Annotated in this window: 30 protein-coding genes; 17 read left to right on the top strand and 13 right to left on the bottom strand. The window is 58.6% G+C overall.

Annotation, left to right across the window (positions count from 1 at the left end; all coding sequences use genetic code 11):
- The 3 genes from C2134_RS21895 to C2134_RS13720 form a co-directional block, all read right to left on the bottom strand.
- A partial coding sequence (locus C2134_RS21895) for a PadR family transcriptional regulator (RefSeq protein WP_233196450.1) occupies window positions 1-251 on the bottom strand: 251 nt, incomplete at its 3' end.
- Between the two features lie 238 nt (window positions 252-489).
- Window positions 490-984 (bottom strand): prolyl-tRNA synthetase associated domain-containing protein, encoded by a 495-nt coding sequence (locus tag C2134_RS13725; protein ID WP_103320744.1) that lies wholly within the window; start codon window positions 982-984, stop codon window positions 490-492.
- A gap of 54 nt (window positions 985-1,038) precedes the next feature.
- A complete protein-coding gene (locus C2134_RS13720) occupies window positions 1,039-1,605 on the bottom strand; it encodes a TetR/AcrR family transcriptional regulator (RefSeq protein ID WP_103320743.1) in 567 nt (188 codons plus the stop codon).
- Window positions 1,606-1,703: 98 nt separating this feature from the next.
- On the opposite strand from C2134_RS13720, the gene C2134_RS13715 reads away from it, so the two are divergent.
- The 4 genes from C2134_RS13715 (at window position 1,704) to C2134_RS13700 (ending at window position 6,657) form a co-directional block, all read left to right on the top strand.
- Entirely contained in the window at window positions 1,704-2,171 is a 468-nt protein-coding gene (locus tag C2134_RS13715; RefSeq protein WP_103320742.1) for a nuclear transport factor 2 family protein, read from the top strand.
- 81 nt (window positions 2,172-2,252) lie between these two features.
- Window positions 2,253-3,713 carry a TldD/PmbA family protein gene (locus tag C2134_RS13710; RefSeq protein WP_103320741.1) on the top strand — a complete coding sequence of 487 codons (1,461 nt, stop codon included), beginning with the start codon at window positions 2,253-2,255 and terminating at the stop codon, window positions 3,711-3,713.
- Window positions 3,710-5,029: a metallopeptidase TldD-related protein gene (locus C2134_RS13705; RefSeq protein ID WP_103320740.1), complete on the top strand. Its 1,320-nt coding sequence runs from the start codon at window positions 3,710-3,712 to the stop codon at window positions 5,027-5,029. The genes C2134_RS13710 and C2134_RS13705 overlap by 4 nt, the downstream gene beginning before the upstream one ends.
- Window positions 5,030-5,202: 173 nt before the next feature.
- The gene (locus C2134_RS13700; protein WP_103320762.1) at window positions 5,203-6,657 is read left to right on the top strand and encodes an aminoacyl-histidine dipeptidase; all 1,455 of its coding nucleotides are present in this window, start codon (window positions 5,203-5,205) and stop codon (window positions 6,655-6,657) included.
- 62 nt (window positions 6,658-6,719) lie between these two features.
- On the opposite strand, the gene C2134_RS13695 is transcribed toward C2134_RS13700, so the two are convergent.
- The 4 genes from C2134_RS13695 to C2134_RS13680 all read right to left on the bottom strand — a co-directional run bounded on the left by C2134_RS13695 (window position 6,720) and on the right by C2134_RS13680 (window position 10,333).
- Entirely contained in the window at window positions 6,720-7,295 is a 576-nt protein-coding gene (locus tag C2134_RS13695) for an ion channel (RefSeq protein ID WP_103320739.1), read from the bottom strand.
- 2 nt (window positions 7,296-7,297) lie between these two features.
- Window positions 7,298-9,148, bottom strand: coding sequence for a 1-deoxy-D-xylulose-5-phosphate synthase (gene dxs, locus C2134_RS13690; protein WP_103320738.1), 1,851 nt, complete (start codon window positions 9,146-9,148; stop codon window positions 7,298-7,300).
- A 65-nt stretch (window positions 9,149-9,213) separates the two neighbouring features.
- A complete protein-coding gene (locus tag C2134_RS13685) occupies window positions 9,214-10,110 on the bottom strand; it encodes a polyprenyl synthetase family protein (protein WP_103320737.1) in 897 nt (298 codons plus the stop codon).
- Window positions 10,100-10,333, bottom strand: a complete 234-nt coding sequence (locus C2134_RS13680) for an exodeoxyribonuclease VII small subunit (RefSeq protein WP_043627642.1) — start codon at window positions 10,331-10,333, stop codon at window positions 10,100-10,102. The genes C2134_RS13685 and C2134_RS13680 overlap by 11 nt, the downstream gene beginning before the upstream one ends.
- Before the next feature lie 151 nt (window positions 10,334-10,484).
- On the opposite strand from C2134_RS13680, the gene C2134_RS13675 reads away from it, so the two are divergent.
- Window positions 10,485-11,321: an SDR family oxidoreductase gene (locus tag C2134_RS13675; protein WP_103320736.1), complete on the top strand. Its 837-nt coding sequence runs from the start codon at window positions 10,485-10,487 to the stop codon at window positions 11,319-11,321.
- Window positions 11,322-11,407: 86 nt separating this feature from the next.
- On the opposite strand, the gene fliD is transcribed toward C2134_RS13675, so the two are convergent.
- Window positions 11,408-12,799 (bottom strand): flagellar filament capping protein FliD, encoded by a 1,392-nt coding sequence (gene fliD, locus C2134_RS13670; RefSeq protein ID WP_103320735.1) that lies wholly within the window; start codon window positions 12,797-12,799, stop codon window positions 11,408-11,410.
- A gap of 347 nt (window positions 12,800-13,146) precedes the next feature.
- On the opposite strand from fliD, the gene cysD reads away from it, so the two are divergent.
- The 3 genes from cysD to C2134_RS13655 all read left to right on the top strand — a co-directional run bounded on the left by cysD (window position 13,147) and on the right by C2134_RS13655 (window position 16,530).
- Window positions 13,147-14,073 carry a sulfate adenylyltransferase subunit CysD gene (gene cysD, locus C2134_RS13665; RefSeq protein WP_103320734.1) on the top strand — a complete coding sequence of 309 codons (927 nt, stop codon included), beginning with the start codon at window positions 13,147-13,149 and terminating at the stop codon, window positions 14,071-14,073.
- The gene (cysN, locus tag C2134_RS13660; RefSeq protein WP_103320733.1) at window positions 14,073-15,512 is read left to right on the top strand and encodes a sulfate adenylyltransferase subunit CysN; all 1,440 of its coding nucleotides are present in this window, start codon (window positions 14,073-14,075) and stop codon (window positions 15,510-15,512) included. Before cysD ends, cysN begins: the two co-directional genes overlap by 1 nt.
- Window positions 15,513-15,639: 127 nt before the next feature.
- On the top strand, window positions 15,640-16,530 hold the full coding sequence (locus C2134_RS13655) for a CHAD domain-containing protein (RefSeq protein ID WP_103320732.1): 891 nt from the start codon (window positions 15,640-15,642) through the stop codon (window positions 16,528-16,530).
- 65 nt (window positions 16,531-16,595) lie between these two features.
- Here C2134_RS13655 and C2134_RS13650 read toward each other — a convergent pair whose 3' ends face one another.
- The 3 genes from C2134_RS13650 to C2134_RS13645 all read right to left on the bottom strand — a co-directional run bounded on the left by C2134_RS13650 (window position 16,596) and on the right by C2134_RS13645 (window position 17,901).
- On the bottom strand, window positions 16,596-16,973 hold the full coding sequence (locus C2134_RS13650) for a hypothetical protein (protein ID WP_103320731.1): 378 nt from the start codon (window positions 16,971-16,973) through the stop codon (window positions 16,596-16,598).
- A 40-nt stretch (window positions 16,974-17,013) separates the two neighbouring features.
- Window positions 17,014-17,421: a hypothetical protein gene (locus C2134_RS21275; protein ID WP_146042166.1), complete on the bottom strand. Its 408-nt coding sequence runs from the start codon at window positions 17,419-17,421 to the stop codon at window positions 17,014-17,016.
- A 93-nt stretch (window positions 17,422-17,514) separates the two neighbouring features.
- Entirely contained in the window at window positions 17,515-17,901 is a 387-nt protein-coding gene (locus C2134_RS13645; RefSeq protein WP_103320730.1) for a helix-turn-helix domain-containing protein, read from the bottom strand.
- A gap of 166 nt (window positions 17,902-18,067) precedes the next feature.
- On the opposite strand from C2134_RS13645, the gene C2134_RS13640 reads away from it, so the two are divergent.
- The 9 genes from C2134_RS13640 (at window position 18,068) to C2134_RS13595 (ending at window position 24,829) form a co-directional block, all read left to right on the top strand.
- On the top strand, window positions 18,068-19,525 hold the full coding sequence (locus C2134_RS13640) for a replication initiation factor domain-containing protein (RefSeq protein ID WP_158248772.1): 1,458 nt from the start codon (window positions 18,068-18,070) through the stop codon (window positions 19,523-19,525).
- 29 nt (window positions 19,526-19,554) lie between these two features.
- Window positions 19,555-19,881 carry a hypothetical protein gene (locus C2134_RS13635; protein ID WP_103320728.1) on the top strand — a complete coding sequence of 109 codons (327 nt, stop codon included), beginning with the start codon at window positions 19,555-19,557 and terminating at the stop codon, window positions 19,879-19,881.
- A gap of 228 nt (window positions 19,882-20,109) precedes the next feature.
- On the top strand, window positions 20,110-20,352 hold the full coding sequence (locus C2134_RS13625) for a hypothetical protein (protein ID WP_146042165.1): 243 nt from the start codon (window positions 20,110-20,112) through the stop codon (window positions 20,350-20,352).
- Window positions 20,349-20,570, top strand: a complete 222-nt coding sequence (locus tag C2134_RS13620; RefSeq protein ID WP_103320725.1) for a hypothetical protein — start codon at window positions 20,349-20,351, stop codon at window positions 20,568-20,570. The genes C2134_RS13625 and C2134_RS13620 overlap by 4 nt, the downstream gene beginning before the upstream one ends.
- Before the next feature lie 137 nt (window positions 20,571-20,707).
- Window positions 20,708-22,114 (top strand): hypothetical protein, encoded by a 1,407-nt coding sequence (locus C2134_RS21270; RefSeq protein WP_146042164.1) that lies wholly within the window; start codon window positions 20,708-20,710, stop codon window positions 22,112-22,114.
- Window positions 22,115-22,123: 9 nt separating this feature from the next.
- Window positions 22,124-22,426 (top strand): DUF2523 family protein, encoded by a 303-nt coding sequence (locus C2134_RS13610; RefSeq protein WP_103320723.1) that lies wholly within the window; start codon window positions 22,124-22,126, stop codon window positions 22,424-22,426.
- A 78-nt stretch (window positions 22,427-22,504) separates the two neighbouring features.
- Window positions 22,505-22,732 (top strand): hypothetical protein, encoded by a 228-nt coding sequence (locus tag C2134_RS13605; protein WP_146042163.1) that lies wholly within the window; start codon window positions 22,505-22,507, stop codon window positions 22,730-22,732.
- Window positions 22,729-23,976, top strand: a complete 1,248-nt coding sequence (locus C2134_RS13600) for a zonular occludens toxin domain-containing protein (protein WP_103320721.1) — start codon at window positions 22,729-22,731, stop codon at window positions 23,974-23,976. Before C2134_RS13605 ends, C2134_RS13600 begins: the two co-directional genes overlap by 4 nt.
- A gap of 88 nt (window positions 23,977-24,064) precedes the next feature.
- Complete coding sequence (locus C2134_RS13595) at window positions 24,065-24,829, top strand: DNA cytosine methyltransferase (RefSeq protein ID WP_103320720.1); 765 nt, start codon at window positions 24,065-24,067, stop codon at window positions 24,827-24,829.
- 310 nt (window positions 24,830-25,139) lie between these two features.
- Here C2134_RS13595 and C2134_RS13590 read toward each other — a convergent pair whose 3' ends face one another.
- Window positions 25,140-25,823 (bottom strand): DUF2726 domain-containing protein, encoded by a 684-nt coding sequence (locus C2134_RS13590; RefSeq protein ID WP_103320719.1) that lies wholly within the window; start codon window positions 25,821-25,823, stop codon window positions 25,140-25,142.
- Between the two features lie 22 nt (window positions 25,824-25,845).
- Window positions 25,846-26,277, bottom strand: a complete 432-nt coding sequence (locus tag C2134_RS13585) for a hypothetical protein (protein WP_146042162.1) — start codon at window positions 26,275-26,277, stop codon at window positions 25,846-25,848.
- Window positions 26,278-26,394 lie beyond the last annotated feature (117 nt).

Genomic DNA, 26,394 nt, shown 5'->3' with positions numbered 1-26,394 from the left:
TAGGTCAGCGCCGGGTAAACCATGCCCGGGCTGGGGCTGTAATAGCCGTTGGAGCGGCTGGCCAGCTCTTTGATCAACTCATAACCGTGAGCCGGTTGCTCATTGATCAGCGCCAGCAGCAAGAGCTGCAGATCGTCCGCGCCGAACTTGCGGCCGCGCGTCATTTCGCCGTCGCCGCCGCGGTGGCCGCGTCCGCCATGGCCACGGCCAAAGGCATGCGCGCACAGATGGAAAAGGTGTTTTGCTCTCATGGCATCCTCTTTTATATCTTAAGATATGAGTCTTAAGATATATATCGTAAGAGTGCTTGTCAAGGAACTCTTGCGCATGGCCAGGCCGCCCCTCGTCGCGATATCGGCGATGGCGGGGTGAGCGTGGAAGGCAAGCGGCTTGAAACGGGGATGGCAAAGGATGGCTCCCCCAATGGATCAGGGGAGGGAGGCGTCAAGGCGAAAGTAAGAGCGCGCCGGTGGCGTCAGATGCCGCGCGCTAGCTTCTGCGCGGCACGGCCAGGATGCGCGGCGCGTGGCCGCAGTGAGCCAAGAGGCGCGCCAGATCGGCCACCGGCACGCTCAAGGTGGCGGTATTGACCAGCGGGTGGCACAGGATGGCGTCCGCCGCCCACAGAGCCTCGTCCACCACGATAGTGACGTGTTGATTGCCGTCGTTGACGGCGGCCAGCAAAGTGACCGATCCCGGCTCCAAGCCCAGGTATTTCTTCAGCCGCTCCGGCGAGGCAAAACGCAGGCCTTTGACGCCCAGCATATCGCCCAGCGTCTTGATGTCGACGCCGGCTTCGGCGGGCACGGCCACCAGAAAGTGACTGCGCCCCTTGGCGTCGCAAAGGAAAAGATTCTTGCATTCCGCGCCGGGCAGTTCAGGGATCAGCCGCGCCGCTTCTTCGCAGGTATAGACCGGCGGATGCTCGAAACGCTGGTAGCGGATTCGCTGCTCATCCAGCAGGCGATACAGGGCATGTTCCATGATGACCCTCCTGATTCTGTGTCGCTCGAAGCTAGCATGTCTGCCCGGCTGCCGTCATCTTGCCGTCAGCAATGGGATCATCTGGCGGAGCGCCGCTATCGCCGCGTCTGGCGAGCCCTCGATCTGCGCGCGGACAATCGCGCCATCTGCCGCAAGCGCCAGCATGCCGGCTTGCCGCGCCTGCTGGGCGTCCTCCGGCAGCAGCGAGGCTATCGCCTGGCGCATCTCCGTTTTATGGCGCCGGACCGCATCGGCCACGGCAGGATCGGCGGGGATTTCGCCCAATCCGTTGATGAAGGCGCAGCCACGGAAATCCGCGCTGGCGAACCATTCGGCCAAGGCCTCCGCCAGCGCCGCCGGGCCGGCTTCGGCATGGCGATGCAGGGCATCCTGAAACCACTGCATCCATAGCTGGTGACGCTGCTGCAGATAAGCCAGGATCAACTCGTTCTTGCTGGGAAAGTGGCGGTAGAAGGTGACTTTGCTGACGCCGGACTCCGCGATGATGCGGTCTATGCCGCTTGCGCGGATGCCTTCCAGGTAAAACAGGCGGTGGGCGGTGGCAAGAATGCGCTCGCGCGGCGGCAATTCGGCGATGAGGCTGGAGGCTGGAGTATGCATGGCAATGATTGTAGACAGATTTGTCTACTTGGGTATAGGCTGATGCGAGGCAGACAGACTTGTCTACTTTGTTAAAACGCAGCCAAGGGAGAAATATTTTGGAAATCCGCCCGCCATTGCCGCCATTCAGCCGTGAAACCGCCATCGAAAAAATCAGGCTGGCCGAGGATGCCTGGAACAGCCGCGACCCAGCGCGCATCGTGCAGGCCTACAGTCCCGATACCCGCTGGCGCAACCGCGTCGATTTTCCGCAGGGCCGCGCGCAAGCTCAGGCGCTGCTGGAGCGCAAATGGCGGCGGGAATTGGACTATCGCTTGATCAAGGAGTTATGGGCCCATGATGGCCATCGCATCGCCGTCCGCTTTGCCTATGAATGGCATGACGATGCCGGGCAGTGGTACCGCAGCTATGGCAACGAGAATTGGGCGTTCGCGGCGGATGGCCTGATGACGCATCGCCACGCCAGCATCAACGACCTGCCAATTCGCGAGGACGAGCGAAAGTTCTTCTGGCCGATGGGCCGCCGCCCGGACGGCCATCCCGGGCTGAGCGAATTGGGTTTGTAAAGCCTGCAACATTCGATGGACAGGGCAAGGTGTGACTGATTAGTATGAATGCCTTTGGCATTTCCTTGTCTGGAGCTATCCATGCTTGAAACCATCCGTCGGCGCTTCCAGGCGCTGCAGCCCCAAGCGGATTTCTGTTCCTTGCGCTATGTGGAGGAAGACAATGAGCGCTTGTCCGTTCGCCAGGGGCGGCAGCAGCCGCTGACCCGCCGCCATGATCGCGGCGCGATGATCGCCGTGTGCGATGGCGGCGGCTATGGCTACGCCGCCACCGCCGATTTGAGCGAGGCGGGCCTGCGCGCCGCCTTCGAGCACGCCCGCGGCTGGGCGCGCGCCACCGCCGGCCAAGGGGTGTTCGATTACCGGCAGATTCAACTGCCCAAACCGCAAGGCCGTTATCAGGGCGCGGGCAGCGACGCCGCGTCCGTGTGGCCGCGCGCTTCGCTGCTGGACCTGCTGCTGAGCGAATCGGCCGCCGCAAAGGGCAACGACAGCCGCGTGGTGGACTGGTCGGCCAGCCTGTTCCGGCAAGACATCCATCAGTTGTACCTGACTTCCGACGGCGGCGAAGCCGAGCAGCGCCTGCGCGCGTTGACGCCGTCCCTAGTGGTGACCGCGTTTGCCGAGGGCCGGGTGCAAACCCGCAGCCTGGGCGGCCAGTACGGCGGCCTGGGCCGTCAAGGCGGCGTGGACCTGATCGCCGAGGCCGGCCTGCGCGGCGCGGGCCGCCGCGTGGCAGACGCGGCGCTGCAACTGCTGTACGCGCCGAACTGCCCCAGCGGCAAGATGGATCTGCTGCTGATGCCGGAACAGATGATGCTGCAAATCCACGAGAGCATCGGCCATCCGCTGGAGCTGGACCGCATCCTGGGCGATGAGCGCAACTATGCCGGCACCAGTTTTGTCACGCCGGACATGTTCGGCCATTACCGCTATGGCTCCGAATTGCTGAATGTCACGTTTGATCCCTTGCTGAAAAACGAACTGGCCAGCTATGGCTGGGACGATGACGGCAAGGCGGCAGAGAAGGTCTGGCTGATCCGCAACGGCATTCTGGAGCGACCGCTGGGCGGCGACATTTCCGCCGCGCGCGCTCGCCTCAACGGCTTTGCGCTGGATGGCGTGGCCAATAGCCGCGCCTGCAACTGGAACCGGGCGCCGATAGACCGCATGGCCAATCTGAACGTGGAGCCGGGCGACCAAAGCCTTGCGCAACTGGTGGCCGGCATCGAGCGCGGCGTGCTGATGCAGACCAATGTCAGCTGGTCCATCGACGACTCGCGCAACAAGTTCCAGTTCGGCTGCGAGTGGGGACAATTGATCGAGAACGGCGAGCTGAAAGGCGTGGTGCGCAATCCCAACTATCGCGGCATTTCCGCCAATTTCTGGCGCTCGCTGAAGGGGGTCGGCGATGCCTCCACCTTCAATGTGATGGGCACGCCGTATTGCGGCAAGGGGGAGCCTAACCAGGTGGTGCGAGTGGGCCATGCCTCGCCGGCCTGCGTATTCGGCGACGTGGACGTATTTGGAGGAGCGGCATGATGCGCGCGCATTTGCAAGCATTGGCGGCGGCGCTGAGCAGCCTGCTGCGTGAGGGGGAAGGCTATACCTTGTGGCTGGAGGCGGAACAGACCGATTTCGTCCGTTTCAATCATGGCAAGGTCAGGCAAGCCGGAGCGGTGGAGCAGGCGTATCTGGACATGCGGCTGATCCGCGGCCAGCGCCAGGCCACGCAACAATTGTCCTTAAGCGGCGGCGCGGACGATCTGGCGCTGCTAGAAGCCGCATTGCCGGAATTGCGCGCGGCCTTGGAGCAAGTGCAGGAGGACCCTTTCCTGCTGCTGAACGAACAGCCGCAAAGCAGCGAGCGCATAGGCCAGCACACGTTGCCGCCGGCGGAAAGCATGGTCGCCGATATTCTGGCCGCCGCAGAAGGCCACGATCTGGTGGGCATCCTGGCCAGCGGCCAGATGAGTTTCGGCTTTGCCAACCATCTGGGCCAGTTCAACTGGCAGCAAGGCGAGAGCTGGAACTTTGACTGGAGCCTGTATTCGCATGGCGACAAGGCGGTCAAGCGCAGCCAGGCCGGCACGGCGTGGGACGCCGCGGCGCTGGGCCGCGCCATTGACGAGGCGGCCGGACAGCTGGAGTGGCTGAAGCTGCCGGTGAAGACGCTGGAGCCGGGCGAGTATCGCGCTTACTTCACGCCCAGCGCGCTGGGCGCGCTGCTGAACATGCTGAACTGGGGCGGGGTGTCGGAAAAGGAAGTCCGCAGCAAGCGCAGTCCGTTGCTGAAACTGGCGGAGGGCGAGGTCAAGCTGTCGCCGCTGGTGCATCTGGCGGAGGCGGGCGGCGAGGGTTTGTCGCCCTTGTTCCAGCGCGAAGGATTCATCCGGCCGGAGCGCGTGGAATTGATCGCCGGCGGCGAGCACCGCAACAGCCTGATCGACCCGCGCAGCGCGCGCGAGTATGGCCTGCAGCCCAATACGGGCAGCATGGAGTTTGCCGAGGCCATGCAGCTGCAAGCCGGCGATCTGCCGCGCGATCAGGCGCTGCAGGCGCTGGGCACCGGCGTCTACCTGTCCAATCTGTGGTATCTGAACTTTTCCGACCGCTCAGCCTGCCGCATCACCGGCATGACCCGCTTTGCCTGCTTCTGGGTGGAAGACGGCAAGATCGTCGCGCCCCTGGGCGTGATGCGCTTCGACGACAGCCTGTTCAGCCTGCTGGGCGAGCAACTGGAGGCGCTGACGGCCGAGCGCGAACTGCTGGTGGATGCCGGCAGCTACGGCGGACGCGCCACGCAGAGCAAGCTGCTGCCAGGCGCCTTGGTCAAATCCTTGCGTTTCAGCCTGTAAAACCGCACGCCAGCCGCGGCGACGATCATGGCAATGGGCATGACGTTGCCGCGGCATCGTGTTAAAGTGAAACACTATTTTTCCGGCCTTCGCCGCAATGGCGAATGTAGTATATGGCGGCGTGGCAGTGCTTGAAATCGGCCGCGTCGCGACACCGAATCAAGGAATACGCTGTGACCGATATCGCCCAACTCGAACCCAAAGCCGTCTGGGAGCACTTCCAAACCCTGTGCGACATTCCGCGCCCGTCCAAGCACGAAGAGCAGGTGCGCGACTACATGAAAGGCTGGGCGGAGCTGCGCGGCCTGGAAACCATTGTGGACCAGGTGGGCAATCTGATCATCCGCAAGCCGGCCACCCTCGGCTATGAAGACCGCGCCGGCGTGGTGCTGCAAGGCCATCTGGACATGGTGTGCCAGGCCAATAGCGGCACCGAGCACGACTTCTTCAAAGACCCCATCCGCCCGGTGCTGAAGGATGGCTGGCTGGTCGCCGAGAACACCACGCTGGGCGCAGACAACGGCATCGGCGTGGCGCTGGGCATGGCGGTGCTGTCCGGCGACGACGTCGCCCACGGCCCGGTGGAAGTGCTGCTGACGCTGGACGAAGAGGCCGGCATGGGCGGCGCGCTGGGCCTGGAAACCGGCCTGCTGCAAGGCCAGTACCTGATCAATATCGATACCGAAGAGTGGGGCGAGTTCTACATGGGCTGCGCCGGCGGCGTGGACGTGAACGTCACCCGCGAATATGCGGCGGAAGCGGTTCCGGCCGGCTTCCAGACTGCCAGCCTGACCATCAAGGGATTGAAAGGCGGCCACTCCGGTGCCGACATCCACCTGGGCCGCGGCAACGCCAACAAGTTGTTGATCCGCCTGATCCGCGAACTGGAAGCGGAAACCGACCTTCGCCTGGCCTCGCTGAAGGGCGGCACCGCCCGCAACGCGCTGTCGCGCGAAGCCTTTGCCGTGGTGGCCTATCCGGCCGCCGACGCGGCCAAGGTGGCGGCCAAGCTGGATGCCTTCCAGGCGCTGATGCGCTTCGAACTGGCCGGCGTGGACGAGGGCGTGGTGGTGCTGTCTGAAGCCGCCGCCGCAGCCGATGTGCTGGCCCGCGCCGACCAAACCGCCATCCTGTCCGCGCTGCATGCCGCGCCGCATGGCGTGAAGCGCATGAGCCAGCGCGTGGAAGGCGTGGTGGAAACGTCCAACAACCTGGGCGTGGTCACTGTGGCCGACGGCAAGGTCTTCGCCAACCTGATGGTGCGTTCGCTGCTTGATTCCGGCACCTGGATGCTGGCGCGCGAAGTGGAAAGCCTGTTCAAGCTGGCCGCGTTCAAGGTGGAAATGGAAGGCGGCTATCCGGGCTGGGCGCCGAATCCGCAATCCAAACTGCTGGCCCTGTTCAAGGATGTGTACCGTCAGGAATTCGGCGGCGAAGCCGAAGTGCAGGTGATCCACGCGGGTCTGGAATGCGGCATCCTGGGTTCCAAGTACCCGAACCTGGACATGGTGTCCTTCGGTCCGAACATCCGCGGCGCGCACGCCCCTGGCGAGCGTGTGGAAGTGGAATCGGTCGACAAAGCCTGGCAGTTGCTGCAGGCGGTGCTGAAAGCCATCCCCAAGCGGTGATTGCGACGCGCTTGAATAAAAAAAGCCGGACAGATGTCCGGCTTTTTTATTGCGCGATCGACTCAGCTCGACTGGCTCTTCGCGCCATGGCCGGAAAAGTGCCGGCCGAAGCCAATGATGACCAGCGCGCTGGTAAAAATGATCTGCAAATCCGCCAGCAGCCGGATCGGCCAGTAGGTGGGATACATGTCGCCATAACCCACGGTAGCGGCGGTGGCGATGGACAGGTGGAAGCAATCCAGGAACAGCAGCGCCGCATGGCTGTAAAAGTCGGGCAGAAAACCGCCATGGCCGTCATACAGCGCGGTCATGCCGTGAAAGGCATGGCCGTTGACCAGCAAGAGCGCGAACAAGTAGTAGACTACAGCGAACTGCAGCACCAGGCCGATGTACAGGCCGATCAGATCGCCCAGCTGGCGCTGGCGCGGCCGGCGCAGGATATGGCGTATGGTGCGGTAGATAGGCAGAAAGAACAGGGTCCAGGCCAGCCACTGTTCGCCCTGGCGCGGCAGCAGTGCATGCAGATTCGCCCCATGCCACAGCCAGGTCAGCAGCACCGCGCTGATCAGCGACAACGCGGTGCTGGCATGCAGCTGCAGCCGCGTTTCCAGCGTGGGAAGCGGCAGCGAGGCCTGCATGCTCAGTCGGCCAGCCGTTGGCGAATGCTGGCTTCGATGCCGGCCGCGTCCAGGCCGCAGTTCTTCAACAGCAGCGCCGGGTCGCCGTGTTCCACGTAGTCGTCCGGCAGCCCCAGCTGCAGTACCGGCACGGTCAGCTGCAGCGCTTGCAGCGTCTCGATACAGGCCGAGCCGGCGCCGCCCATCACCACGTTTTCCTCCACGGTGACGATCAGCTCATGGCTCTCGGCCAGCTGGCGCACCAGCTCGGCATCCAGCGGCTTGACGAAGCGCATGTCGGCAACCGATGCGTTCAGCTGTTCGGCGGCGGCCAGCGCCGGATGCACCATACTGCCAAAGGCCAGGATGGCGATCTTCTGGCCCTGGCGGCGCAGCACGCCTTTGCCGATGGGCAGGGCGGTCATCTGTTGCTGAATCTCCGCGCCGGGGCCGGTGCCGCGCGGATAGCGCACGGCGCTGGGGCCATTGTGCTGGAAGGCGGTGTACAGCAGCTGGCGGCATTCGTTCTCATCCGACGGCGCGGCCACCAGCATATTGGGGATGCAACGCAGGTAGCTGAGGTCGAAGGCGCCGGCATGGGTCGGGCCGTCCGCCCCCACCAGGCCGGCGCGGTCCAGCGCGAACATCACCGGCAGGTTCTGCAAGGCCACGTCGTGGATCAGCTGATCGTAGCCGCGTTGCAGGAAGGTGGAGTAGATCGCCACCACCGGCTTCAGGCCGTCGCAGGCCATGCCGCCGGCAAAGGTGACCGCGTGCTGTTCGGCAATGGCCACGTCGTAGTAGCGGTCCGGATGCTCTTTTTCGAAGCGCACCATGCCGGAGCCTTCGCGCATGGCCGGCGTGATGCCCACCAAACGCGGATCCTGCTTCGCCATGTCGCACAGCCAGTCGCCGAACACCTGGGTGTATTGCGGCTTGCCCGAACCGCCTTTGCCGCCGGACAGGCCGTTGGCCGGGTCGAACTTGGTCACGCCGTGGTATTTGACCGGATCGTTCTCGGCCAGCTTATAGCCCTGGCCCTTCTTGGTGACGATGTGCAGGAACTGCGGCCCTTTCAGGCTGCGGATGTTCTTCAGCGTATCGACCAAAGCATCCAGATCGTGGCCGTCTATGGGGCCGATGTAATTGAAGCCGAATTCCTCGAACAATGTGCCCGGGGTGAAGAAGCCTTTGACGTGCTCCTCCATCTTGCTGGCGATTTCCTTCAAGGGCGGGGCGATGCCCAGCACCTTGCTGGAGCCTTGGCGCATGGCCGCGTAGAAGCGGCCGGACATCAGTTTGGCCAGATAGTTGTTCAACGCGCCGACATTGGGCGAGATGGACATATCGTTGTCGTTGAGGATCACCAGCAAATCGGTATCCATCGCGCCGGCGTTGTTCAGCGCCTCGAAGGCCTGGCCGGCCGTCATGGCCCCGTCGCCGATGATGGCCACGCTCTTGCGTTCGATGCCCAGGGTTTTGGCCGCCACCGCCATGCCCAGGGCCGCGCCGATGGAAGTGGACGAGTGGCCGACGCCGAAGGTGTCGTACTCGGACTCCTCGCGCTTGGGGAATCCGGCCAGCCCGCCGAACTGGCGCATGGTGTCCATGCGCTCGCGGCGGCCGGTCAGGATCTTGTGCGGATAGGTCTGGTGGCCGACGTCCCACACCAGGCGGTCATGCGGCGTGTCGAACACGTAATGCAGCGCGATGGTCAGCTCGATGCTGCCCAGATTGGACGCGAAGTGGCCGCCGGTCTTGCTGACCGACTCCACCAGAAATTCGCGCAGTTCGCGCGCCAGCTGCGGCAACTGCGTGCGCGGCAACAGCCGCAGGTCGGCAGGGCTGTTTATGTTTTCAAGCAGAGGATACATTGTTGTGATTCTGCGGATGGGCTCGCCGGGCGGTGGTCCGCCCTGATGGTTTCTCTACGAGCGGTTCAAAACGAGCGGGCGACGATGTAGTCGGCCAGTTGTTTCAGGCGATCGGCCTGCGGGCCAAAGCCCTCCAGCGCGGCGAACGCCTGGTCATGCAAATCCTTCGCCATCCGCTTGGCCTCGGCGAGGCCCAGCAGGCTGACGTAAGTGGGTTTGTCGTGGGCGGCATCCTTGCCGGCGGTCTTGCCCAAGGTGGCGGTATCGGCCTCGCAGTCCAGGATGTCGTCCACCACTTGGAAGGCCAGTCCGATGCGCTTGGCGAAGGCGTCCAGCGCTTCTTTTTCCTGCGCGTTCAGCTCGCGGCCGGCCATGGCGCCCATCATCACCGCCGCACGGATCAGCGCGCCGGTTTTCAGCATGTGCATGAATTCCAGCTCCGGCAGCGTCAGCGGCTGGCCGACGCTGGCCAGGTCAATCGCCTGGCCGCCGGCCATGCCGGCATGGCCGGACGCGTGCGCCAGCGCGCGCACCATTTCCATCTGGCTGGCCGCAGCGATGCCTGGCATGGCTTGGGCAATCAGCTCGAAGGCGCGGGTTTGCAGCGCGTCGCCCACCAGCAGCGCGGTGGCCTCGTCGTAGGCTATGTGGCAGGTCGGCTTGCCGCGGCGCAGCACATCGTCGTCCATGCACGGCATGTCGTCATGCACCAGCGAATAGGCGTGGATCATTTCCAGCGCCGCGCCGATGCGCGCAAGGTTGTCCTGCTCCGCGCCCACCAGTTCGCCGGCGGCGAAGACCAGCAGCGGCCGCACGCGCTTGCCGCCTTCCAGCGTGGCGTAGCGCATGGCTTCATGCAATTTATGCGGTGCGCAGTCGGCGGAAGGGAGCAAGCGTTCCAGCGCGCTTTCCATGTATTGCTGGATGAAGGTCATCCAGCCGATGAAGGTTTCATTGGCCATTGGGCAGGTCCAGCGTCTTCAGTTCGTTGTTTTCCAGTATTTTCAACTGCTGTTCCGCGTCGGCCAGCTTACCCTGGCAGAACTTGATCAATTCGGTGCCTTGCTTGTAGGAGGCGAGGGCGGTCTCCAGCGGCATGTCGCCGCTATCCATCGCCTGGATGATGTCCTCCAGCTGGGCCAGCGCGCTCTCGAAACTAGCCGGGGCTTTGGCGGCTTTTGCCATGGCGGTCTTCCTCGTACGTGTCAGGCCGACATTCTAGTCCAATTCCACCTCAAAACGACAGTGTCGTCGCCGCTTGCGGGCAATACGGCGGATTCCGGCGCGGCGGCGATTCGTGTAGGGTTGGGGGCTTATCCACCGAAAGAGGTTTGTCATGACGGCCCAGGCGCGTTCCATTCTGATTACCGGCTGCTCCAGCGGCATTGGCTATCACACGGCCAAATGGTTTCGCGACAAGGGCTGGCGCGTGTTTGCCAGCTGCCGCAAACCAGAGGATGTGGAAAGGCTGCGGGCGGAGGGGTTCGACTGCTTGCAGTTGGACGTGGACGACACGACATCGATCCAGACCGCTTTGGACGAGGTGCTGGCCAGAAGCGGGGGACGGTTAGACGCCTTGTTCAATAACGCCGGTTTCGGCCAGCCAGGCGCGGCGGAAGACATTACGCGGCTGGCGATGCGAGAGCAGTTTGAAACCAATCTGTTCGGGCCATGGGAGCTGACTAACGCGGTGCTAAAGGCGATGCGCGCGCAAGGCCATGGCCGCATCGTGTTCAACAGCTCGATACTGGGCTTTGCCGCCATGCGCTGGCGCGGCGCTTACAATGCCAGCAAGTATGCGATGGAAGGGCTGTGCGACACCCTGCGGCAAGAGCTGCATGGCACGGACATCCATGTTGCGCTGGTGGAGCCGGGGCCGATCGAGAGCCGCTTCCGGCCCAATGCCTTGGAAAAATTCCTCAAGCATGTCGATATCGATGGCAGCGTGCACCGCGACAACTACCGCAAGCAACTGGAGCGCTTGAAGAAAGAGGGCCATGCCGCGCCGTTCACCTTGCCGGCCAGCGCCGTGGCCGAGGCGGTTTGGCTGGCTGTGACCAGCAAGCGGCCGCGTGCGCGCTACCGGGTGACGTTTCCCACTAAATTGTTCTGGTATCTGAAACGCCTGCTGCCGACACGCTGGCTGGACACGCTGTCGCGCGCGAGCGCTTGAGCGATAATGTTCAGTTGGATAAAGAAAAGGCGCCTCGCGGCGCCTTTTTTGGTTTCGCCTGTGGGGCGAATGTTTAGGTTGCGCAATCAGGCAATCAGATTGGCCATGCTGGTGGAAGACTGCTCCATCGATGCCAACTCGCTGTTGAGGTTGGAGTACTCGGTCAACAAGCTGCTTTGTTCGGAATTAAGTTGGTCCTGCAAGCGTTGCTGCAATTGCTGCTCAGTCGTCACCTGGCTATTCAGATTGTTCTGGCTGATGGTGATCGTGCCAGTCGGACCCAGCAAGTTGTTGATTGTGCTGTTGAATACATTGCCGACCCCGGTGTTTTGCGCATTGCCGAACAGGTTGTTTACGGCAGAGGGGTTGGCGGTCAGCGCGGCATTGAATGTTGTGGAGTTCAAGGCCAGCGTGCCGTCGACATTCTGGGTGATGCCCACTTGCGCCAAATAGGCATAGGAGCTGATTGGATCTACTCCTTTTACTGGCGTGCCCAGGATATCGGTCAATTGCTGTTGCAAATTGGTCAGATCGCTGCTGATGTCGGTATTTTGCGGCGTGCTGCCTACGGTTTTTGAACTGGTGGTAGCGGAGTTGATCGCCCCCACCACTTGATTGTATGCGCTGACGAAACTTTGCAGCGTTGACGTGATGTTTGCCGTGTTCTGGCTCATGTTGATCGTGGTTTGCCCCACTTTTTCCAGCGTGAGATTGACGCCGTTGATCACATTGCTCACGGTGTTGCTGCCCGAGGAAACATTGACGCCATTGACTGTCATCAAGGCGTTGGCGGCATTGGCAGACTCGCCGGCTGCGGTGGCGCTTTGCTGCAGGCCGGCCAGGGTGTTGCCTGATGTGCTGTTGCTGTCGCTCCCGCCTGCCGTGATGGAGAAAGCGTTGCTGGTGCCGGCCTGCGTGGAGTTCAGCACCAGCGAATAATTATTGTTGTATTGCACGATGGAGGCGGACACGCCGATGCCGGCGCCGTTGATGCTGCTGGCGATGGACGACAGCGAGACCGCGCTGCCGCCGCTGCTCAGACTCACCGTGCTGCTGGTGCCGCCGACATTGAAGGTCAGCGAAGACGGCGCGCCAGCGATCGCGGCGTTTTGGTCGGTGATGGCGCTGCCATCCGGGTTTTTGTCAAAAACCAGCTGCCGCGCTTGCGCCATTTGCGTCACATTCAGCACATAGGTGCCGGCGGTGCCGCCGGATGTGCTGGAGGCGGCAGCCACCGTGGAGTCCGACGAAGTGGCGCTGAACTGCTGCAGGAAGGTTCCGGAAGCCAGCGTAGACGCGGCGGTTTGCAAGGCGGACAGCGCGGAACTGACCTGGCCCAGCGTGCTGATCTCGGACTGGTAGGTCGATTGCCTTTGCTGGCTTTGGGTCAAAGGCTGAGAGTCGGCTTGAACCAGCTGGCTGACAATGCTTTGGACGTCCAGCGGACCGGCGCTGGCGCTGATGGATGAGGATGACATGAAGACTTCTCCCGTTTCTCGCCGGCGCTGCCATCCGGCGGAAATATTGCGAATTGGGGTGGCTAATCTCGCCAAGTTGTCATCACGAACGGCGTTGTTCTTGTCCGCTCATGCGGAGGATGACACACAATCTCTTCAAGCCATTATCGTCCGCATTCAGAGCAACTTTAAATTTTTGGCTTAACGCAAATGTTAACGGTTATGGATACGGGCTGCACCGTAGATTCCCTTATTCCCACATTTCAATTTTTAAGATTTACTAAGTTTATATTGATATATCCAATTGGTTTTGAACGCGCTGGAACCTTTCCGGTAGATTGGCTGCAACCATAGAACGGGCTGCAAGCATGGATATCGATCAAGCAAGACTGACTCACCTGCAACAATTGGAGGCGGAGTCCATCCACATCATCCGCGAGGTGGCGGCGGAGTTCGAAAACCCGGTGATGCTCTACTCCATCGGCAAAGACTCCGCGGTGATGCTGCACCTGGCGAAGAAGGCGTTCTATCCCGGTACGCCGCCGTTTCCGCTGATGCATGTCGATACCACCTGGAAGTTCCGCGACATGATCGCGCTGCGCGACAAGCAAGCCAAGGAGAACGGCTGGGACTTGATGGTCCATATCAATCAGGATGGCGTCGACGCCGGCATCAACCCGTTCACCGCCGGCAGCGCCAAGCATACCGATGTGATGAAGACCGAGGGACTGAAGCAGGCCTTGAACAAATACAAGTTTGATGCCGCATTCGGCGGCGCGCGCCGCGACGAGGAAAAGAGCCGCGCCAAGGAGCGCGTCTATTCCTTCCGCGACAAGAACCACCGTTGGGACCCGAAAAACCAGCGGCCGGAGCTGTGGAACCTCTACAACGGCAAAATAGACAAGGGCGAGAGCATACGCGTATTCCCGTTGTCCAACTGGACCGAGCTGGACATCTGGCAATACATTTATCTGGAAAACATCGAGATCGTGCCGCTGTATTTTGCCGCCGAACGCCCGGTGGTGGAGCGCGACGGCATGCTGATCATGATCGACGATGAGCGCATCCTGCAGTACCTGACGCCGGAGGAGAAAGCCCGCATCGAAACGCGCAAAGTGCGCTTCCGCACGCTGGGCTGTTATCCGCTGACCGGCGCCGTGGAGTCTGACGCCGCCACGCTGCCGGAAATCATTCAGGAAATGCTGCTGACCAAGACCTCGGAGCGGCAGGGCAGGTTGATCGACCACGACAGCGCGGGCTCGATGGAAAAGAAGAAAATGGAAGGGTATTTCTGATGTCTCACCAATCCGAACTGATCGCCGGGGATATCCTGGAATACCTGAAGCAGCATGAGAACAAGGACTTGCTGCGCTTCATCACCTGCGGCAGCGTGGATGACGGCAAGTCCACGCTGATCGGCCGCCTGCTGCACGACTCCAAGCTGATTTTCGAAGACCAGCTGGCGGCGATCGAGCGCGACTCGAAAAAGTACAACACCACCGATCAGGAAATCGATCTGGCGCTGCTGGTAGACGGCTTGCAGGCGGAGCGGGAGCAGGGCATCACCATCGATGTCGCCTATCGTTATTTCAGCACCGACAAGCGTAAGTTCATCATTGCCGATTGCCCCGGGCACGAGCAGTACACCCGCAATATGGCCACCGGCGCGTCCACCAGCAATCTGGCCATCATCCTGATCGACGCGCGGCGCGGCGTGCAGACGCAAACCCGCCGCCACAGCTATATCGTCAGCCTGCTGGGCATCCGCCATGTCATCGTCGCCGTCAACAAGATGGACCTGGTGGACTACAGCGAGGAAGTATTCAACCGCATCCGCGACGAATACCTGACCTTTGCCGAGCATCTGGATATTCCCGACATCCATTTCGTGCCGATCTCCGCTTTGCGCGGCGACAACGTGGTCAGCCGCACCGAGGCCGCGCCGTGGTACCAAGGCGCCACGCTGATGCATCTATTGGAAAACATCCAGATCAACCATGACGCCGGCCTGGATGCGTTTCGCCTGCCGGTGCAGTATGTCAACCGGCCCAATCTGGATTTTCGCGGTTTCTGCGGCACCATTGCCAGTGGCGCCATCCATCCTGGCGACCTGATCGTGGCGCTGCCATCCGGCAAGCAAAGCCGGGTCAAGGATATCGTCACCTATGATGGCAAGTTGGCGCGCGCCTCGGCCGGCCAGGCGGTGACGCTGACGCTGGAGGATGAAATCGACGTCTCGCGCGGCGACATGCTGGTACGGGCCGACGAACAAATGCCCCATGTATCGCGCAGTTTCGACGCTCATCTGGTGGCAATGAGCGAAGCGCCGCTGCGGCCGGGCAAGGAGTATGGTTTCAAGCTGGCAGGAAAATACGTCACGGGCCGCATCGAGTCCGTCCTGCATCGCACCGACGTCAATACTCTGCAGAACAATCCGGCCGATACGCTGGCCTTGAACGAGATTGGCCTGTGCCGCATCGCGCTGAACAGCTCCGCCGTATTCGATTCCTACCGCGAATGCCGCGGCAGCGGCAGCCTGATCGTGATCGACCGCTTGAACAACGGCACGGTAGCCGCCGGCATGATCCGCTCGCACAATGATGATTCTGCGCTGGCCGAGCTGTCCCAGTGGCAATTGTTTGAGCAGGAACTGGACGTGCTGCTGCAAAAGCATCTTCCGGGGCTAAGTCGCTCGGAACTGGCGCGCAAGCTGTTGGGGTCCGCTGACGACTAGAGCGGCCGCTGCGCGATGATGGCTGCCCCCATGAGCCTGCCGGTTTGCGCCGCCAGGCTCATGGCATAAGGCATTCTCTAGTCTTGGAATATCTCCTGCGGCCGTCACACATGAAAAGGAGGCCCAGATGCCCACGCCATCGACAGCCCGCCAACCCGCGCTGCGCGCCAGCATGACGCCCAGGCAGGCGCTGCGCAGCGTCATGCTGGAGAGTCTGCGCCATCTGTCGTCCAATGTGCCAGGCATCCTGTCCTGCGACGATCCGGAATACGTGCATCAGGCAAGAGTCGCCTTGCGCCGGCTGCGCGCGGCCGGCAAGGCCTTCGCGCCGCTGACGAGCGGCGCCGACTGGGAGCCGGTGATGGCCCAGGCGCAACGGCTGGCCGCCGCGCTGGGGCGGCTTCGAGACTTGGACGTATTGCTGCTGCAGATACTGCCTGAGGCGGAGCAGGCCAGCGCCCGCTGCCTGAGACTGAGCGCCCTGCGCCGGGCATTGCGGCAGCGTCGAGAGCAGGCCCGTTCCGCCGTGCGCGCCAGTTTGTCCTCGCCCGATCATATGGCCTGGTGCGGCGCGCTGCTTGGTTTGTTGAATCAGCCTCCGGGGACTGATGAGCAAGAGAAACAACCTGGTTTTGCTAGGAAGTCTCTGCGGCGCAGTTGGAAAACGGTGCGCCGTCTAGCCCGACGCTGGCACACGCTGGATGCGGAGCAACGTCACGATTTGCGCAAGCGGGCGAAGAAGCTGCGCTATTCGGTCGAATTCTTCTCTGCCTTGTACCGGCGCAAGTCGGTCAAGCAATACTTGAAACCCTTGCAGGAGGTGCAGCAACTGCTGGGAACCATCAACGACAGGGCGGCGGCGCAGAGCCTGCTTGAGCAATGCGCCCAGGATGCGCCAGCCTTGCGCGGCGAAGCAAATCAGCTGTGCAACGTGCTGATGCAACAGGATCCGCCGGCGGCCTCCGAGGTACAGAAGGCTTTGCGGAGGCTGCGTCAGGCAGGGGCGTTCTGGAAGTAGCGCGTGCCAATCTTGGCTTAGACGCGTTGCGAGTTTGGGCTGTGTGGCCGACTGCCAGTGTGGCATTACATCATCTTGCAGTTCTGCTCGTTCATCTGGGCCTTGACGTTGTGCAGTTTGGTTAGCGGCTGCGGTTCTCTGTCATGATAAATGCTGTGAGGATCTAACACTTGGTATAGGTAGTCACGCTGAGCGCGTAGCTGATCGCATGTGTAGCGTGGCGCCGCCGCTTGCATAGGTTGGCGATTTTCGCTTTGCGCCTTGATGGCAGCGATGCTGGGGTCGTCAACGTTCAGCATCATGCGTTTGTATGTGGTGCCAGCCGGGCAGAATTGTGCGCTGGTGAATATCGTTGATTCCGTGTTGTCGATCTTGCATTCGATCACGGCTCCGTGTGCGCTTATTGATGCTAGGGCGCTTGCGATAGCTATCCATTTGTTCATATTGTCACCTGAATATGTTGAACATCAGTCCGTAGCGGGCTTACAGGTGGCAATTGTCCCTGTAGAAATTCCTATCCGTCATTAGCTTTTCGATCAGTTCAGCCTGTCTCTCGGCTAATTTATTAGCGCGCCGATACTCATCCAGCAGCGGGATTTCAGAGAAGTTGATCCTCATGCCGCTGGCTGGACATACCAGGGCGTCGCCGCGATCGCATAGGCGAAACCCTTTGAACGGACCAAACTGAGCGCCTAGCGTGGTGCAGTTGCGATGCTTGAGCCATAGGGAAACAGCCTTGGGAACAGGTTCTTGCCCGGTTCGCCACCGGTGGATTTGTTCCGTTGTAACGGCTAGCTCATCGGCCACTTCATTGATGTCACCAAAACAAACAGCCCGGTAGAGTTCGTCCGGGTTGCATGGAAATGTAGAAATAGGTTTGCTGCGTTTCATGAGGCTGCGGTTGTACAATGGGATGCGCTGAATGCGGCCTAAGTGTCGTATTTCAGCGACGTAGTTGATGTCATAGCGATCTGCATTGCATTCCTAATACGACATACTGTATTTGACATAATATAGAGGGCCATAGGACTTTGCCTCAGTATGGCTCGGGGATAGGGCCGTCGTCAGGCCCAGCGCCAGCGCGATTGCTGCCCCGAGGATGTTGCCTCGCGCCTTCCGAAAATCCCGCCAGAACTCCTTTTTCTCTTCCGACTTTTCCCGCTCTTCTTGAGCAGCAGCAATGATTTCCATGGGATCGATGCCCAGCACCTGGGCGACTTTGATGCAATGGTAGTCGTCCATTTTGCTGATCCCATTCATGTAGTTTGAGATGTTGACTGTGCTTGTCTTCAGCGCCTTTGCAAGTTGGTAGTCCGATTCGCAGCCAAGTGCTTCTTTGGCTTCCCGCAGGTATTCCACCGATTTTTTCATAGCTAAATCCCTTGAGTCATTCATGCCCTTGAGCTAGTCTTTGGATCGTTAGTTCAAGGCTTTTAGTTAGTTCAAAGTCTTGATTGATTATAGCGACCGCGATTAGTTCCGGTCTCGCAGAATGTTAACGATTCTAGGACTTGCAACAATGTCTAAAAGACGCCCGATGGAAGCTGTAAACCTGCGGAAAGAGACCGGCGGCGAGCCGCGTTATCGGGCCGTCTTTGACCCTTCCAAGCCCGCTCAGCCGGCTCAATCTGTCCGCGCAATCCGGGATATTCGTTACTGGCTGACGCTGCCTACTGTGGCGGACCTGCCGCTGCCGAGTGCTGGCAGAAGCGCCACCGAAGTTGTGGACGCGCCAGCGGCCACCACTTCGGGGGTGCTTCCCCCCACTAGTAACACGGGGGGAAAGTGCCAACGTACCGGCGCGACCGCTTTTGAAACTCCACCGGATTACCTGTGCCCCGTTGAGCTGGTTCTTGACGATGGGCAGGTAAAAATCGTTACCGTTCGCGCTCAAGGCTGGGGCGATGATCTTGCCCACGTTGACCAGCTGACGTTCTCCGTCCATGAAGACACCTGCCATGTCATAGCCGGTCACAGAATGGTATCCGATGACGATTTCATCGCCACGATGTCGTGGAAATTAGAGCAGATTTTTGGCTTCGGCGTTTGCTCCAAGCGTCCGAAGGGCATGAACTTTTACCGCGATACATGGGTGTTGGGCCAAGAGGATGTTTGCTACGGCAATCTATCGTTTGGTGGTCAGCGAAACACGATGTGTATCCAGCTGACTGCCGTTGGCTGCATGGCTGCTCGGTCTGGCTGGGAAAAACGCCTGTACGACTTTCTTGACCGCGATGCCGTCAATCCGCGTCTGACCCGCGTTGACGTCGCCTATGACGACTTTGCCGGGGAATATAACGTCGATCTGATGTATTCCGATGTCCAAGCCGGTTTGTTCAATTGCGGTGGCCGCAACCCGTTCGTGGAAAAGCGCTCCGATTGGGATAACCCGGACGGCTCGGGCCGCACGCTGTATATCGGCAAGCGTAGCAATGGCAAATTCTGCCGTGGCTATGAGAAGGGCAGGGAACAGGGCTGTAAAACGAGCGAATGGTTTCGCGTCGAAGTCGAGTTCAAGAACATTGACCGCATCATTCCTTTGGACATTTTGCTTAATGCTGGCGCCTATCTCGCCGGTGCATATCCCGCGTTTGAGCGGTTCCGGGGTAAGAAAGCGCCTGAGCGGATTACCACCATCATCAAAGAAGCGGAACACGCGCTAGATCACTATTTGCATTATGCCGCCCTGCAAGTTGGCCGCCTCGTCAACTACATGCGCGATGTTGCTAAATGGTCCGAATCGACCATTGTCGAAACCTTGGCCCGCCCGGGCGTAGGTTTTCCCCAGCGCTTGAAGCTCGCCAATATTTCCGCAGATCTCGGCAATCGCTCCTTTGTCCACGATTACGCTCATGTCGATTACGACTTTGACGAATTTGTGCGCCCTAAGCATGTGGAGCCGGAAGTCGAACTGCCGACGACAAAAGAAGGCTGGAAGGCATTCTGCCGCGCAAACAAAACAACCCTCTTCGATTTGGGCGTGTCGGGGATTTAAGGGTTTAAACGCCGTTTGGAGACTGAAAAATGCAATTTACCAATGTTATGAAAATCATGGGTGCCAAGCGTTTCAATGATGTTGTGGACGGCACGCGTTACGACAATACCAAGCTGTTCGCTGAGGTTAAGCTCAACGACAAAACCGGCAATGCCATCGGCTTTGCTGCCTCCGAATTTGAATGGGGCACGTCTGAGAATTTCAGCCAGATTTCCAACCTGAAATTTCCGTTCATGGCCGAATGCGAAATGGAAATGGTCACGAATGGTAAGGTCTCCAAGACGGTTATCCATTCTCTGCGCCCTGTAACCGCTCAACCCGCGCAAGCTGCTGCGGCTCCGGTCAAGGGGGCGTAAATGGCTATCGGGCCGGTTTGGGTCGTTCAGGATACCGATACGGGATTGTTTCTGTATCCGTCGCCTGACGGGGATGTCGGGTATACGAAATTCCTGTCCGACGCTGGCCGGTTCGATTCAGCTGAATCGGCTATTGAAACAGCCAAATTCCATTTGGGCGCTCAGTTTCATGTCGCACATTTCTACGACACATTGCCGTCGTATTGAGGGACTGAAATGGCCCAATGCATGGAAATTACAGATTCCGGTCAGGTGCATCTATTGCAGACGCCACCTGAGCAGTGTCAGGCGCTGATTGTTTTACAGCCGTCTGACTATGCCAGCCTCCAGACTGCCGAGAATATCTGGAAAACCGATACGGCGACGCTAGGCCAAGCGTTTGGCGCGTCGTTTGTCCTGGTCCTGATGTGCTTCGTTGTTTCGGACGCATTCGGGCAATTCATTCGATTTATAGAAGAGGATCGACCATGAAATTCATCAACATCGCTAAGAAATATGCCGCTGCTGTTCCTGCCGCCATTTTGGCCGTTCCGGCCTTTGCTGATGGCGGTGGCGTGGACTACTCGTCCATCACAAGTTCCGTGAATGCTGGCACTGTTGTGACGGGTATCGCCGCCATTGCCGCCGTGCTGATGCTGCCGCGTGTGGCCAAGTGGGGTTTCCGTACCGTGATGTCCATGCTGAAGTAAGCGCATCGCAGCCGTGCAAGGGGAGGCTGCGGCCTCCCCATTTTTTATTCCGGGGTGAGATATGGTCTGGCAATTTCTGGCGTTAGCACTGGGCGCGCTGTGCGCGTGGTCGATAATCAAGGGGTTTAGGGGGTGACATGCAAAAACTGCTCCGATTTTCGTTGCTGGTCACGTTTATGTTTGCGCAGATCATTATCCCGATACGTGCGTATGCTAATCCGATTGCTCCGGCTGCGCTGATGGGGATTGGTGCGGGCGGCGTTGCCAAAGTGCTGACGGATGTTGTGGCGGGCAATCCGATATTAGGCGTGGCGCTCTGGTCAAATTCGGCGGGCGATGCATCGGATTGTCAGATTGCCGTAAACCCTGCTTGCATTCCACTCCCGCCCTCAACTGGTTCTGGTGCTAATTGGGGGCGTGACTCATCTGGCAGGCCTACGCCGCCTGCAACTGTTCCTAGCCCTAATAGCCCTGCTGGAAAACAGAGTAGTGGGGACGCATATTGCCAAAGTAACTGGGCTTGGCGTTTTCCTGATGTGAAATATGTTTCATATGCTAATGGTGGTGCGTCGTGCGTGTTGTCTAATGGTTCGTCTGTTGATGGCAATGCGCCTGTGAATTTTCCTAATACGCAAGCCGGTTATACCTGCTCGGGTGATACGTGTAATTTATCTGACCCTTCTCAGGTTCCTATGCCTCCCGGCAATCCTTGTCAAATCGATGCAACTGGTGATAACCCATCTATTGATTCTCGAAATCCTGCTTGTGGTCCTGTTGCAGCTGATGGTGGCATAGCCATGAAAAATGGAACATTTTCTGTAGTGTCGAATGACAATATAAAAATGTATATGTCAAAAGATGCTGCGAAAAATAACCCTGATAAACCTGCCGCCGTATCATTTCCTATTGCTGGTGGTATTCAGGTCAAACAATATGATGCTGCTAACGATCAAACTAATGTCACGAATATAGTGGGTGGCGTGGTGACAGGGCAGGGCGTGGAAAAGGGCAATACGACTAATGGCGTTTCTCTTGGCGTTCCGGGTGCTGGCACTGGTACTAAGCCGGGTACGGGTACTAATCCCGGCACGGGAACTGGTACCGGTTCTGACACTGGTCATGGCGGTGCAGTAAGCATCACGTGTAAGGACGTGAATACCTGCGGTGTGGCGCAAGATGGCACGCTGAAAGATGTTGCTGCGTCGATGAAAGATTTTTTTGCGAATTTCACGACGGTTATACAAATGCCGCAAGTCTATACGCCAAACAAGGACACGTTTCAAAGCAAGTTCCAGTCATTTCAGCAGGCAGTCACGGCGACGCCATTTGTGAATGCCACGGCGGGATTTTTCAAGGTCAGTATTGGCGCGGGTGCGTGCCCGACCTATACCATTCCGGCAATTCAGATTGACGGCGCGGGTTCATTGCCGCCTGCAACGATAGATCAGTTTTGTTCTCAGCCAGCGCAGAATATGTTCCACGTCATATATGGCGTTTGGTGCGTCATGTGTGCGTTCTTCGCTTTCCGTCGCGCCATTGAATAAGGGGTAGTCATGACAGCCTTTTTTCAGAACTGCATCAATTTGATGATGGCAATTTTAAAAGCCATCCCGGATATGCTTTACGATGTCGCGGTGAAAATATTCGGTGAGCTTTTGAATCTGGTCACGTTTATCATATCGCTGATCCCATTTCCGCAAGCGCTGGCGGGTGGTTTGCAATCGTTTTTGGACGGCTTGGGTGGGGACATTCTTTATTTTCTCGGCGTGACAGGCTTTGCAACAGGGATGTCTATTATCGGCGCGGCTTACGTGTTTCGCGTAATTCGCAAGTTTGTAACGCTATTCCAATGGTGATGACATGATAACAACAGAAATTATTGAATTATTTATGGTGTTATTGTTTATGGCCTTTTTTGTATGGGTGGCACTCAAATGACTTATACAATCTCGACAGCTGACATAGATTTAATTGTTAGGGCGACAATGTTTTACACGATTTCCATGGCAATTACCTTTGGAATGGCGTTTGGTATGGCGTTTGTTTTTGGCAAGTCGATTACTGAATACGTTTATAACAAATACCTGCGTCAACGCGTGTATCGAGTTGCTTTCAGAATTAACCGCAAGTTCATGCGTATTCGTAGAGGACAATTAAAATGATCGTTTTCCACGAGGGTCTGCCGCGTGCGGGTAAGAGCTGGGAGGCCATGGTTAAGCAGGCGCTTCCAGCTATCAAGAATGGCCGTGTCGTGGTCACGAATATAAAAGGCTTGAATCATGAAAAGGTCGCTGAAATTCTTGAAATGGAATTGGAAGCGGTTGAAAAGATGTTGATTCAAGTGCCGTGGGACAAGTCCGGCGATATCCACGAATTCGCGGTTAATGACTGCCTTGTCATTTTCGATGAAGTGCAGGATTTTCATCCGCCGAAGTTTAAATTGAGTCCCGCTCAAGTCGAATTTATCACTCAGCACGGGCAGCGCGGTATTGACGTCGTGCTGTGTGGTCAAGCATTTAAGAACATCCATGCATTTTGGCGTGATCGCGTTCAGCGTCTGATTTATTTTAAAAAGTTGTCTGCTCTTGGTGCTGAGGGTCGTTACCAGTGGGTGATGAATGAGCGTTCCGGCCCTGACAAGTTCGCCAAAGTGCAAAGCGGTGTCGAACGATACGATCAGAAATATTACGGGATTTACAAAAGCCATGTCGATGGCGTTAATAACAAGGGCAATCTCAAGGACGAACGCGCCAGTATTTTTAGGTCCAAGCTTTTCACTACCGTCATCCCGGTGTTTGTGTTGCTGGCGGGCGCGGCCGTCTATTTTCTGTGGGGCTTCTTTCATGGTGCAACGCCGCTGGCAGGTAATGCGCAAGCGCAAACTCAGACGCAAGGGCAGGGCGCTGCGGTCTCGGCTACGGCTGCTGTCACTAGCGCTACCGGCGCGCAGCAGGTCAAGCCGGTGCAAGGGCAGGGCGTTAACGAGAATACCAGTCAGCAGCCGGCGGACTACGTTACTAGCATGTTGACCAAATACCGTCCGCGGCTTGCTGTTCTGGTGCGCAACGCCAAACAAACTGACGGTCTGGTAGAGGTCATGGATGAGGCCTACCACGTCCGCGAGCAGTTCCGCTTGTCTGGTCTGGTCTATTTTGGCTATCGCTATGAGCTGCGCGGCGATTATGTCGTACTCACCCGCCTTGATGGCACGGGCGGTCCTCACGTTGTCACCGCGTGGCCGATAGATCAATGGGGCAAAGCCCAGGACAACAAATCAGGGACGGGCCAGTCTGTGCCGCCTCCGGTTCGCATGGATGCGTCGCAGCCGGCGACATCGCATGTTTACGCTCTTGAAGATCATACGCGCTACCCGAAGCGTGAATTGTCGATCAAGAGTGGATTTTAGTGACTGAGCTGCGGTGATTCGTCCTGGACAGGTCACGCCTGGTCGGTCACAATTAACTGTGATCCGCCAGGCTCGAGGTAAACACAACATGTCACAGCTTGTTCTGAGCGTATTTCCGGGAATCGATTTGTTCGGGCGCGGTTTTGAGGCTGAGGGTTTCTGTGTGGTGCGCGGTCCTGACATCATCTATGGTGGCGACATTCGCACATTCCATCCTGCCCGGGGGCGTTTTGATGGCATTATCGGCGGTCCTCCGTGTCCTGATTTCAGCAGGGCCCAGCGCGGTGAGCCGACTGGCTACGGATTGGAAATGTTGGCCGAGTATCGTCGTTGTGTCATTGAAGCTGATCCGGTTTGGTGGTTGATGGAGAATGTGTCCGGTGTTCCCGACATGATCATTGACGGATACAGCCATCAACGCATCGATATCAACGCTTCTGAGTGTGGTTTGCATCAGAATCGTCTTCGTCACTTCCAGTTCGGTCATCGGGATGGCCTTATTCTCACCGTCGACCGACAGCCTCCCATTCAGGATGTTGAGCCGTGTTGTGTCGCCAGTGAAGGCGCGCAGCTTGGCCGGCGCGACTGGTTGCGTTTTTGCCAGTTGCAGGGACTTCCTGAAGGAATAGATCTGCCATCGTTCACCCTCTCTGCGCGTTACCGCGCAGTCGGTAATGGTGTGCCGGTGGATATGGCCAGAATGTTGGCCCGTGGCATTCTCAATCTGCGCTCTCCCGAGGATGTCCGCGTTTGCGAGTGCGGCTGTGGCCGTGAAGTCGAGGGAAGGGCCCGCCTTGCAACTGTTGCCTGTCGAAAGAGGGTCAGTCGTCGTCGTGTGACTGTGCCGGCGTGACACACCTGGTACTCGTCACGCCTGGATGGTCACAGTGACTGAGCTGCCGCCGTCGTCGATCATTCTGTCACAGTGACTGACCAGGCGTGACCCGGCGCCGGCGAGTCACATCCGGATAGTCACTTTTTATTATTGGCTTGTTCGCGCCATCGGGCGCGCTGGATTGTGGTGGGGTGTCAAGGATCGGCTCGGGAGACCGCAAAGCGGCGGCCGGTCCTTGACGCCCTGCGATCTGATACCCTTTAGCGCTCCCTGGGTGATGTTGCAAACATCACCCGGGGACGCCTGCCCGGCGAGGGCTGGTTTGTATTTAGCTTGTAACGCTTTCGCGGTTTGTTGGGCTGTGCAGCTTTTGCAAGATTTCTGCATAGCGGTCTAGTAGCTCCTGCTTCGGCGTTCTCGGTAGTCTCAATGGAAGTAGGCCGATTTGTCGTACCACGCTGTCGCGCTGCCGGTCTTTGTCTTCCTTTCCTGCGTGTGAGCTGTCGTCTAATTCGATGATGGCAACCATGGTCAAGTCTGTTTTGCAGATCAGAAAATCCGCCACCTTTTGGCTCATGGTTCTGTGCAGCCACATGTTTTGCTTGTGACTTCCGCCTTTTGCGTCAAGGATTTGGCTAAAGGCGACCTGCGGGAAGACAAGGAAATTGGGTGACAGACTTTTGACTAGGCGCTGGTAACACTCGATTTCCCGCTCGGTGAGAATTGTTTTTCTCTTTAATACGAATCGTGCATTTCCGAAGTCGATCTTTTTTTCCGGCTCGCTCTCAATGACTTTTTCGACTTCGTGCGCGTTGATACGCTGGACTTGCGGGCGTTGTGGCTGTGGTTGCGGTGGTATTGGATTGATCTGCAGTTCTGTTTTCGGAGGCTTTTTAGTGGTCTTTGGCTTGTTCTTTTTGAGTGCGGCAGCTGCCCCGATCATGATGGTTAGGAATATAAGGAAGCCTGTCATTGGCTTTGCTCCGGTGCTTTCTTCGAGGGTGTCAATCATATCGCTACGTCTTTGTCATGGTCTACCTGAACAGCCTGTTCAGCATCAGTCCGAATCGGGCCTGACGTGTGCAGTTTTCCTTGTAGAAATCGCGTTCAGCCATGAGTCGTTCTATCAGTTCAGCTTGTTCGGTAGCCAGGCGGGACGCGCGGCGGTATTCCTGAAGCTGCATCCATTCGTCAAAGCGCATGCTGTCACCCCATGGCGATATGATGCGGTCGCCGTCGGCGCGGAAGCCTCGCCATGGCCCGCGTCGTTCGGCTTCTTTCTCTAGCCGTAGCAGTAGCCATAGCCAGCGCGGTACGGGCTTGTCGCCATATTTCCATTTCTGCCATTCCGTTACGGTAACGCCCAATCGTTTCGCTGTAGCCGCATCGTCGTTTGTGAACATCAGCACGCCGAGTTCCATTTGATCGCATACGAAATCTGTTCGTGGGCTGAATACGCGTTTCAATTTCTGACTCCCGCAAAAGATTGCGCCCCGACGGGCGGGGCGCTGGTTGGTTGCGTTTGTCATGTTAAGCCGTTGCTGCTGGCATATAGTTGCGGAAGTGCAACACTCTTTTTAGCC

Origin of the sequence: Chromobacterium sinusclupearum (genome assembly GCF_002902845.1) — a bacterium.
In the GTDB taxonomy this organism is placed as follows: Bacteria; Pseudomonadota; Gammaproteobacteria; order Burkholderiales; family Chromobacteriaceae; genus Chromobacterium; species Chromobacterium sinusclupearum.
Note: the sequence above shows the minus strand (reverse complement) of the source record. Positions and strands in the feature narration are given on the sequence as shown.

Bases quoted from the DNA above. Each gene is read 5' to 3' on its own strand.
- C2134_RS13725 (WP_103320744.1), bottom strand. From the start codon at position 984: ATGGAACATGCCCTGTATCGCCTGCTGGATGAGCAGCGAATCCGCTAC.
- C2134_RS13720 (WP_103320743.1), bottom strand. From the start codon at position 1,605: ATGCATACTCCAGCCTCCAGCCTCATCGCCGAATTGCCGCCGCGCGAG.
- C2134_RS13710 (WP_103320741.1), top strand. From the start codon at position 2,253: ATGCTTGAAACCATCCGTCGGCGCTTCCAGGCGCTGCAGCCCCAAGCG.
- C2134_RS13705 (WP_103320740.1), top strand. From the start codon at position 3,710: ATGATGCGCGCGCATTTGCAAGCATTGGCGGCGGCGCTGAGCAGCCTG.
- C2134_RS13695 (WP_103320739.1), bottom strand. From the start codon at position 7,295: ATGCAGGCCTCGCTGCCGCTTCCCACGCTGGAAACGCGGCTGCAGCTG.
- dxs (WP_103320738.1), bottom strand. From the start codon at position 9,148: ATGTATCCTCTGCTTGAAAACATAAACAGCCCTGCCGACCTGCGGCTG.
- C2134_RS13685 (WP_103320737.1), bottom strand. From the start codon at position 10,110: ATGGCCAATGAAACCTTCATCGGCTGGATGACCTTCATCCAGCAATAC.
- C2134_RS13680 (WP_043627642.1), bottom strand. From the start codon at position 10,333: ATGGCAAAAGCCGCCAAAGCCCCGGCTAGTTTCGAGAGCGCGCTGGCC.
- C2134_RS13675 (WP_103320736.1), top strand. From the start codon at position 10,485: ATGACGGCCCAGGCGCGTTCCATTCTGATTACCGGCTGCTCCAGCGGC.
- fliD (WP_103320735.1), bottom strand. From the start codon at position 12,799: ATGTCATCCTCATCCATCAGCGCCAGCGCCGGTCCGCTGGACGTCCAA.
- cysD (WP_103320734.1), top strand. From the start codon at position 13,147: ATGGATATCGATCAAGCAAGACTGACTCACCTGCAACAATTGGAGGCG.
- cysN (WP_103320733.1), top strand. From the start codon at position 14,073: ATGTCTCACCAATCCGAACTGATCGCCGGGGATATCCTGGAATACCTG.
- C2134_RS13655 (WP_103320732.1), top strand. From the start codon at position 15,640: ATGCCCACGCCATCGACAGCCCGCCAACCCGCGCTGCGCGCCAGCATG.
- C2134_RS13650 (WP_103320731.1), bottom strand. From the start codon at position 16,973: ATGAACAAATGGATAGCTATCGCAAGCGCCCTAGCATCAATAAGCGCA.
- C2134_RS21275 (WP_146042166.1), bottom strand. From the start codon at position 17,421: ATGAAACGCAGCAAACCTATTTCTACATTTCCATGCAACCCGGACGAA.
- C2134_RS13645 (WP_103320730.1), bottom strand. From the start codon at position 17,901: ATGAAAAAATCGGTGGAATACCTGCGGGAAGCCAAAGAAGCACTTGGC.
- C2134_RS13640 (WP_158248772.1), top strand. From the start codon at position 18,068: ATGGAAGCTGTAAACCTGCGGAAAGAGACCGGCGGCGAGCCGCGTTAT.
- C2134_RS13635 (WP_103320728.1), top strand. From the start codon at position 19,555: ATGCAATTTACCAATGTTATGAAAATCATGGGTGCCAAGCGTTTCAAT.
- C2134_RS13625 (WP_146042165.1), top strand. From the start codon at position 20,110: ATGGAAATTACAGATTCCGGTCAGGTGCATCTATTGCAGACGCCACCT.
- C2134_RS13620 (WP_103320725.1), top strand. From the start codon at position 20,349: ATGAAATTCATCAACATCGCTAAGAAATATGCCGCTGCTGTTCCTGCC.
- C2134_RS21270 (WP_146042164.1), top strand. From the start codon at position 20,708: ATGCAAAAACTGCTCCGATTTTCGTTGCTGGTCACGTTTATGTTTGCG.
- C2134_RS13610 (WP_103320723.1), top strand. From the start codon at position 22,124: ATGACAGCCTTTTTTCAGAACTGCATCAATTTGATGATGGCAATTTTA.
- C2134_RS13605 (WP_146042163.1), top strand. From the start codon at position 22,505: ATGACTTATACAATCTCGACAGCTGACATAGATTTAATTGTTAGGGCG.
- C2134_RS13600 (WP_103320721.1), top strand. From the start codon at position 22,729: ATGATCGTTTTCCACGAGGGTCTGCCGCGTGCGGGTAAGAGCTGGGAG.
- C2134_RS13595 (WP_103320720.1), top strand. From the start codon at position 24,065: ATGTCACAGCTTGTTCTGAGCGTATTTCCGGGAATCGATTTGTTCGGG.
- C2134_RS13590 (WP_103320719.1), bottom strand. From the start codon at position 25,823: ATGATTGACACCCTCGAAGAAAGCACCGGAGCAAAGCCAATGACAGGC.